The 8,189-nt window shown below is 56.7% G+C and carries 5 protein-coding genes and 2 pseudogenes; 4 read left to right on the top strand and 3 right to left on the bottom strand.

Translation table 11 applies throughout. The features are described 5' to 3' along the window. A pseudogene (locus tag JCM25156_RS06780) lies at positions 1–630 on the top strand (Tm-1-like ATP-binding domain-containing protein); the annotation flags it as partial. Continuing rightward, positions 608–1,438 carry a phosphoenolpyruvate hydrolase family protein gene (locus JCM25156_RS06775; RefSeq protein ID WP_025812567.1) on the top strand — a complete coding sequence of 277 codons (831 nt, stop codon included), beginning with the start codon at positions 608–610 and terminating at the stop codon, positions 1,436–1,438. The pseudogene JCM25156_RS06780 and the gene JCM25156_RS06775, both read left to right, overlap by 23 nt. 63 nt (positions 1,439–1,501) lie before the next feature. On the opposite strand, the gene JCM25156_RS06770 is transcribed toward JCM25156_RS06775, so the two are convergent. Beyond that, positions 1,502–2,272, bottom strand: coding sequence for an SDR family oxidoreductase (locus JCM25156_RS06770; RefSeq protein WP_025812566.1), 771 nt, complete (start codon positions 2,270–2,272; stop codon positions 1,502–1,504). Positions 2,273–2,545: 273 nt separating this feature from the next. After that, entirely contained in the window at positions 2,546–3,889 is a 1,344-nt protein-coding gene (locus JCM25156_RS06765) for a UDP-glucose dehydrogenase family protein (RefSeq protein ID WP_025812565.1), read from the bottom strand. A gap of 785 nt (positions 3,890–4,674) precedes the next feature. Between JCM25156_RS06765 and JCM25156_RS06755 the strand changes: the two genes are divergently transcribed. Together JCM25156_RS06755 and JCM25156_RS22185 are read left to right on the top strand one after the other, a co-directional pair. After that, the gene (locus tag JCM25156_RS06755; protein ID WP_148299350.1) at positions 4,675–6,015 is read left to right on the top strand and encodes a glycosyltransferase family 87 protein; all 1,341 of its coding nucleotides are present in this window, start codon (positions 4,675–4,677) and stop codon (positions 6,013–6,015) included. A 223-nt stretch (positions 6,016–6,238) separates the two neighbouring features. Further along, positions 6,239–7,022: pseudogene (locus JCM25156_RS22185) on the top strand (alpha/beta fold hydrolase). Positions 7,023–7,126: 104 nt separating this feature from the next. Here the strand turns inward: JCM25156_RS22185 and JCM25156_RS06745 are convergent. After that, a complete protein-coding gene (locus JCM25156_RS06745; RefSeq protein WP_025812563.1) occupies positions 7,127–7,906 on the bottom strand; it encodes an acetoin reductase in 780 nt (259 codons plus the stop codon). Between the last annotated feature and the right edge of the window lie 283 nt (positions 7,907–8,189).

Raw genomic sequence — 8,189 nt, 5'->3', positions numbered from 1 at the left:
CATCTGTCCGGGCGGTTTGACTGTCTTGTCTTCCACGCCACCGGCACCGGCGGGCGGGCCATGGAACGTCTGGCCGATGACGGGACGATACGCGGTCTGGTTGACGTCACGCTGACCGAGTTCTGTGATCTGGTGGCAGGCGGCATCTTCCCGTGTGATTCCGACCGTCTGGGCGCTCCCATCCGCACGGGGCTGCCGTATGTGGGCAGTTGCGGCGGGCTGGACATGGTCAATTTTGGCGCGCGCGACACGGTGCCCGAACGCTACCGCCAGCGCAGGCTGGTCGAACACAACCCCCAGATCACCCTCATGCGCACCAATGCCGATGAATGCCGTGAAATGGGCCGCCTGATCGGCCAGCAGTTGAACCGCTGCGCGGGCGAGGTCCGGTTCCTGTATCCTGAAGGGGGCTTTTCCTCCCTCGACCAGCCCGGCGGCCCCTTTTACGACCCCGAGGCGGATGAAGCCTTTTACGCGGCATTGGCGCACACGCTGGAACAGACCGCGCGCCGCCGCCTGATCCGCCTTCCCCATGCCATCAACGACCCGGCCTTCGCCGCGGCGCTGGCGCATGAATTTTCCTGCATCTTTATGGAGACACCCGATAATGCCCCGCATTCCCCGCAGTGACATCCTGGCCAAATTCCGCAGCCTGATCGCCGCGCGCAAGCCCATCGTGGGCGGCGGCGCGGGCACCGGCCTGTCCGCCAAATGCGAGGCGGCGGGCGGGATCGACCTGATCGTGATCTATAATTCCGGCCGTTACCGCATGGCGGGCCGTGGCTCGCTGGCCGGTATCCTGGCCTATGGCAACGCCAACCAGATCGTGATGGAAATGGCGCGCGAGGTTCTGCCCGTGGTCCCGCACACACCCGTTCTGGCCGGGGTGAACGGCACGGACCCGTTCGTGGATTTTGACGTGTTTCTTGATGACGTCAAACGTGTCGGCTTTTCAGGCATCCAGAACTTTCCCACCGTCGGACTGATTGACGGCACCTTCCGCAAGAACCTTGAGGAAACCGGCATGAGCTACAGCCTTGAGGTGGATGTGGTCGCCCGCGCCAACCGCAAGGATCTGCTGACCACCCCCTACGTCTTCGATCCCGCGCAGGCGGTGGACATGGCCAGGGCGGGGGCCGACGTGCTGGTGGCCCATATGGGCCTGACCACGGGGGGCGCGATCGGGGCGGAAACCGCCTTCACGCTGGAAGATTCCATCACCCTGATCAACGAGATTACGGAAGCAGCCCGCACGGTACGCTCCGACATCATTGTCCTGTGCCATGGCGGCCCGATCGCCATGCCCGCCGATGCGCAGAAAGTGCTGGCGGCCTGTCCGGACTGCCACGGCTTTTACGGTGCATCGAGCATGGAGCGCCTGCCCGTGGAAGTCGCCCTGACCGAGCAGACCCGCAATTTCAAGGCAATGACCCGCTGAAAGCGGATGACACCACGGACATATCCGGCCACCGAAACCGTGGCCGGAGGGGTGGAAAGGGCGTTACTGCGCGGTGTAGCCGCCATCAATCACCAGTTCACTGCCCGTCATGAACTTTGATTCGTCGGATGCAAGGAACACGATGCCATACGCAATGTCATCCGGTTCACCCAGATGACCGAGCGGATGCAGGTCGATCAGCTTCTGGCGCGCGGCCGCCTGATCGGGAGTTTCGGCGGTGAAACCCTGCACCATGGGGGTCCAGATATAACCGGGGTGGATGGAATTGACCCGGATTTTGTAACCTGAACGCGCGCAGTGCAGGGCGGCGGATTTTGTAAAAAGCCGCACGCCGCCCTTGCTGGCGTTATAGGCGGCAAGGGCGGGATCCCCGATCAGTCCCTCGATCGAGGAGAGATTGATGATCGACCCGCCCCCATGCGGCTTCATGGCCTCCACCGCGTAACGCGTGCCAAGGAATACCCCGTCCAGATTGACCGACTGCACGCGCCGCCAGTCCGCAAGGCTGGTTGTCTCGACCGAGCCGTTATACAGGATACCGGCATTATTGACCGCGATGTCCAGCCGCCCGAACCGGCTGGCGATGGCCGCCATGGCTTTTTCCCAATCCGCTTCCGCCGTTACGTTCAGGGAAACGAACAGGGCTTCCCCGCCAGCGGATTCGATTTCAGCCACGGTGGCCTGGCCTTCCTTTTCCTTGAGGTCGGCCACAACCACCTTCGCCCCCTCACGCGCCAGCAGCAGGGCCGTGGCCCTGCCGATACCAAGCGCGGCGCCCGTAACAAGAGCCACTTTTCCCGATACACGCCCCATGATCGTCTCCTGAATAATTGTCTTTTAAGATATATTGAAATTTCCATTCAGGATGCGAGAAACTTAATCATTCCAGACCCATAGACACAGAGTTGTGACCCGCATCGCCCATGAACCGCACATGGCGGATATGGCACGGTCTGGCAGGGGATTGGGCGTAAAAGACTGCCCTTAAGACAGTCCGCAAATCCTGATGAAGCTTTTTTCAAAAAGCTTCAAAAAGCACCGCCTTTTTGAAAAAAGGCGGCACCCAAAAACTTTTGTTATTTTTTATCAATCAGTTGTTTTCAAACAGTCTTCCGGTTCGGGCCGCCCGAGGGAGATGTAGTCGAACCCGGCATCCCGTATGGCCTGCGGATCCCATATATTGCGCAGATCCGCGATCTTGCGGCCTTTCATCCGCTTTTTCAGCTTGTCGGGAGCAAGCGAGCGGAATTCGTTCCACTCCGTCAGCACGATAACGAGATCCGCCCCCTCGGCCACCGCCACGGCATCGCGGCAATAGGTCACGGCGGCGGGCAGCACCGCGCGTGCGGTTTCCATGCCCGCGGGGTCAAAAGCCCGGATATGCGCCCCGGCCCTGTCAAGCCGGTCGAGAATGGTGATGGAAGCCGCCTCCCGCATATCATCCGTTTCGGGCTTGAAGGTCAGGCCGAGCACGCCAACCGTCAGGCCGCTTACATCCCCCCCGGCAAAGGCGATGATCCGCGCGGCCATGGCCTGCATGCGTGCTTCATTGACTGCGACCGTCGTCTCGATCAGGCGCACGGGCGAGCCTGCGTTACGGCCGATTGCCGTCAGCGCACGGGTATCCTTGGGAAAGCAGGAGCCGCCAAAACCGGGACCGGGATGCAGGAATTTCTTGCCGATACGCCCGTCAAGCCCGATGGAGCGGGCGACATCCGTCACGTTCGCGCCCACTTTCTCACACAGATCCGCAATTTCGTTGATGAAGGTGATCTTCATGGCCAGGAACGAGTTGGCTGAATATTTTATCAGCTCCGCCGTCTCCAGCCCGGTGAACACGATCGGGGTTTCAAGCAGGTAGAGCGGCCGGTAAAGCCTGCGCAGAATATCCTGCGCGCGCGTGGTGTCCCCCGGCTTGTGCTGGTCCGTGCCGATAATGACGCGATCGGGCCGCATGAAGTCCTGAATGGCGTTGCCTTCGCGCAGGAATTCCGGGTTCGAGGCAACTTCAAAATCAAGATCGGGGCGTATCTCCCGCACGATACGGGCGATTTCACGGCCCGTACCGACCGGCACGGTGGATTTTGTTACGATGAGGGTATACCCATCCGCCGCGCGGGCAACCTGCTCAACCGCGGCATAAACATAGCTTGTATCCGCCTGACCGTCCCCCCGGCGCGAGGGCGTGCCCACGGCCAGGAACACGGCGTCAACGCCCTTGATGGCGGCGGCGATGTCATCGCCAAACGTCAGGCGGCCCGCCGCCACGTTATCTTCCACCAGACGGTCCAGACCGGGTTCATAGATCGGGATTCGCCCTTCCCGCAGGGCAGCCAGACGGTCGGGACTGGTTTCAACAATGGCGACATCCGTGCCGAATTCAGCAAAACATGTGCCGGAGACCAACCCTACATAGCCCCCACCGATCATTGCAATGCGCACCTGGAACCCCTGATTTGTTTCCGGAATATTATCCTGAACAGGATCGAAGCGGACAATTCCGGAACTGCCTGAAGAAAATAAAAGCCAGCCCTCAACGTGAAATTCGTAACCCGGCCCGTATCATACGGATGACGCGCAAGGTTACAATTCCGCCGGGAATGTTTAAGCGCCCTGTTTAACCCCCACTCCTCCGCCAACCGTTGTGACCGGCATGATGCACACTTACAGACCGTATGCGGCACGTAGTCATAATCCACGACGTTAGCGGGGCACAATCCTGCTTCCACACACCATGACACCCCGCAACTGCCTTACGAACTCGTGGCCCGACATGAAGAGATCGGAGCTTTCCCGATGACCGGCATCCTGAACCAATTGCAATTTATATTCTGATTTATTGAAACAGGCTCATGCTCCCGTTACATGCAGTTGCGCGCGGTCTGGATCAGAGGCTTTTTGAAAAAAGCTTCACCAAACATTTCTTTATGATTGACGTGATGAATCAAAATCGGCTGCCACGCGAACATCCGTCCATCTCAAATCGCCACAACTCCGGACATCTTTCCACCGGGGGCAACGACAATTCCGGAACCTATCAAAGTTAACAATGTGGATGGCCGGTTGCCATGTGGCGAAATTATGGGAATTTCCTTCACATCCATTTGAATTTAACCAAATGAAACAATTTGTCACCATTGCGTTGGGAATATCTGTCTGGCTCAATCCTGTTATATTAATGGGGGCATGTGTTGCGCAACGTAACATGGCTTTTCATGACAAGGCAGGCAGTATTATTTATACTGCTCTCCCTCATCTCAATAAATATATACAATGCGTTCCCTGTCGGTATTCACCATCCCCTTTTTCATGTGGATTTCGAAAAGGCGTATTATGCAGCGGGGGCAGCGGTGCTCCGGGGCGGCCCGCAGGCTTTATGGCCATTGATCGAACAGGCTGAGTTCGTCAACTGGCCAATCGAGTCCTATCTGTTCTTACCATTCGCATGGTCAGGACTGGAAATGGCGGAACATATTTTCCTTTTATTGGGAATTCTGGCTACAACAGGCTCATTTATACTACTTGCTGAAGGATGCAATTTAAAAACAAAAAGCCTTCTGGCATTGCTCTTTCTGGCAAACGGGCCTTTGTGGTACAGCCTTGTGGCCATGGGTAACACCACGCATTTCATACTGTTTGCACTCATCTGCGTATTACTGTTCATACAACGCAGGCGGATGTATGCGGCGGGAATTCTGATCGGCATGGCCGCGGCAATAAAACCGATGATTTCGATTTTTATACTGTATTTTTTCTATCGTCGCAACTATCGCGCAGCCCTGTCCGGCATGACGGTGATTACGACGATGGCTATATCGTCCATAATATTTTTCGGGCAATCCATAACTTACGGATGGTATGAACATTGCATAGTAGAGTTCTCAACAAAGCCGATCGGGGCCTTCAACAACCAGTCCCTCAGCGCCTTCCTGTTACGTTTGCAGACTGGCCCCGCCTATCTGTACGACTGGCATGGGCAGGATGTTCTGGGCAACAACCATATTCTTGTAAAAAATATTCCGCTCCTTCTTCTGTTATTCACAGGTTACGTTGGCTGGAAATGGCGGAAGGAATTCATGGCCACGCCCGATCCTGACCCGTATGCCGCGGATATATTCGATTTCAGCCTGCTGATAACTTTCTGTATTGTAACAAGCCCGGTCTCGTGGACACATTATTATCTGCTTCTTCTGCTACCATGGAGCTTTTACATCACCGGACGCCTGCCCCGCAACAATGACCCAATGACATCATTACTGGTCTGGAGCAGTATTGTCCTTGCCTCCATGCCGGTTATCTATCCCACGCATTTACCAGAACCGATTGCGGCATGGGCGGCACGCTCCCTGGCGTCCCTGTGGTTTCTCGGTGGGATGCTTTTCCTGTTTTCCCTGCTTCGATATGGTCTTTCCATATCCCAAGCGGTCCAGCCATCTGGTCTGCTGGATATGCCTTCACTGATTGGCGATGATGAGGGTGTTACGCTTGGGATGAGCGCAAATGACGATCTTCTCCCGCCCGCCATCATGGACCGAACCACAGGGCCGAGCCCATGAGGAAATACAAATCTGGTTCACAAAACACCCTGTAATCGTAAGGAAGTTTTTTAAACAGTGTCTTTTTCACGGCCCGCACAGCAGGAACGTGCCCTCGTCTGGCATATCGGGACTGATCGCTCCGGCAATCATATCCATAATCTGAAGCGCATTTCAGCAATTTCACCAACCGGGGCTATGATGGTTCCATAGATCTGATCCAGAAACAGGAACCTGCTTACCCATGCTTCTCAACCTGATCGAACTCGGCCCGGAAAATGGCGACCTGTCCCGTCCGCCCGTCGTCTTTCTTCATGGGCTGTTTGGGCGCGCGCGCAATTTTGGTTTTTTCCAACGGCGCATTGCGGCCACCCATCGCACGCTGGCGCTTGATCTGCGCAATCACGGCAAAAGCCACATGGCCCGATGGATTATCCCACCCTCGCGGCCGATGTGCACGAAACACTTGCAGCGCACAACGCCCTGCCCGCAACGGTCATCGGACATTCAATGGGCGGCAAGACCGCATGATGCTTGCCCTGCAACACCCGGCTGCCGTCCGTTCCCTGCTGGTGGCCGATATTGCGCCCGGTCAGGGCGGATTTGCCCAGTCCGATCAACTGGCCCGGAAACTGGCCGCCCTGCCCTTGCCCGACTTTCTTGACCGTGCTGGCGCCGAAGCCTGGCTGGCGCAGGTCATTTCCGACAAACCCGTGCGCGATCTCATGCTCATGAACCTTGATCTGGGCGAAAAACCGCACTGGAACATCGGGATACACGAAATCGCCGCCTCCATGCCTGCTATTGTTGGATGGCCCACCATGGCGCCGGGAACCCATTATGATGGTCCCACGCTGTTTATTGCCGGGGGGCGTTCGCATTATATCCAGCCGGAGAACTACCCCGTAATGCGGCAGCTTTTTCCCCATTACCGGCTGGATGTCATCAAGGATGCCGGCCACTGGGTGCATGCACAGGCTCCCGCGGCCTTTCTGGCGCTTGTGGAAACATTCCTGTCCACAACCTGATCCCGGCATCCATGGGCGTATGCACCTGCAAAAACAGTCCGCCACGGGCAGGCCAACAGACTGGCAGACCATTTTCTTGCAGTCGGGCACGGGAAGATGGGGAATTAGCGGAAGACTATTCCCCCATCAATCAACACGGACTGTCCCGTCATGTAATCTGAATCCGGCCCGGCGAGCCACGCGACAAAATTGGCGACATCATCCGGCGTTTCCGCCCGGCCGAGCGTGATGCCGCTGACATATTTGCGATAGGTCGCGCCTACCTCCGCACCGGTCGCTTCGGCCATGCGCTTGTCTATATCCACCCACATATCCGTCCCGACCACACCGGGGCAATAAGCGTTTACGGTAATGCCAGAGGATGCAAGTTCCTTTGCCGCCGCCTGCGTCAGCCCTCTGACGGCGAACTTGGTTGCGGAATAGACGCCAAGAAACGCATACCCTTCATGCCCGGCTATCGAACAGGCATTGATGATCCTGCCCTTGCGGGACTGTTTCCTGAATGCCTGCGCCGCCGCCTGAATGCCCCACAGCGTACCCGCCACATTGATCTGGAAAATACGATCCATGTCATCGGGCGTGACATCCAGCAGGGCCTTGACCTGCGCCACCCCGGCGTTATTGACCATGATATCGATACCGCCCAACTGGTCCATGGCCTGATCGACAACTGAAAAAACCTGTTCGCGCACGCTGATATCGGCATCCAGCGTAATCGCCCTGCGATCAAGCGCTTCTATTTCCGCGCGCACGCTGGCCAGACGCTCGGGGTTGAGGTCGACCAGAGCCAGATCCGCTCCCTCCCGCGCCAGGCGCAGCGCGATACCGCGCCCGATCCCCTGTGCGGCACCCGTAACGACGGCGACTTTCCCAACAAGAGACATGAATGATCATCTTTCCGTTCAGACCCATGCCACATGATGCGGCGGGCGCCTGGAAAACGTTCCGCGCACGAAGAAAGTTCAGTGTTGTTGTATTATTTACAGTTCAATATTTTATTTTATATTTAATTTCAATCTGACTGTACATGGTGCGAGATTACGGAATCCAGAGATATGCATGGACCATGCTTCAACATCCGCATCATGTAAATATAAAGAAGTTTTTGGTAAAGCTTTTTTCAAAAAGCTTCAGGAAACGCTTTAAGCGTTCAAAGCCAACGATCAT

This window comes from Komagataeibacter kakiaceti JCM 25156, assembly GCF_000613305.1.
This window is presented reverse-complemented; position numbering and strand designations above follow the sequence as displayed.

Coding starts and splice junctions, on each gene's coding strand:
- JCM25156_RS06745 (WP_025812563.1), bottom strand. CDS start 7,906: ATGTCTCTTGTTGGGAAAGTCGCCGTCGTTACGGGTGCCGCACAGGGG.
- JCM25156_RS06775 (WP_025812567.1), top strand. CDS start 608: ATGCCCCGCATTCCCCGCAGTGACATCCTGGCCAAATTCCGCAGCCTG.
- JCM25156_RS06765 (WP_025812565.1), bottom strand. CDS start 3,889: ATGATCGGTGGGGGCTATGTAGGGTTGGTCTCCGGCACATGTTTTGCT.
- JCM25156_RS06755 (WP_148299350.1), top strand. CDS start 4,675: ATGACAAGGCAGGCAGTATTATTTATACTGCTCTCCCTCATCTCAATA.
- JCM25156_RS06770 (WP_025812566.1), bottom strand. CDS start 2,272: ATGGGGCGTGTATCGGGAAAAGTGGCTCTTGTTACGGGCGCCGCGCTT.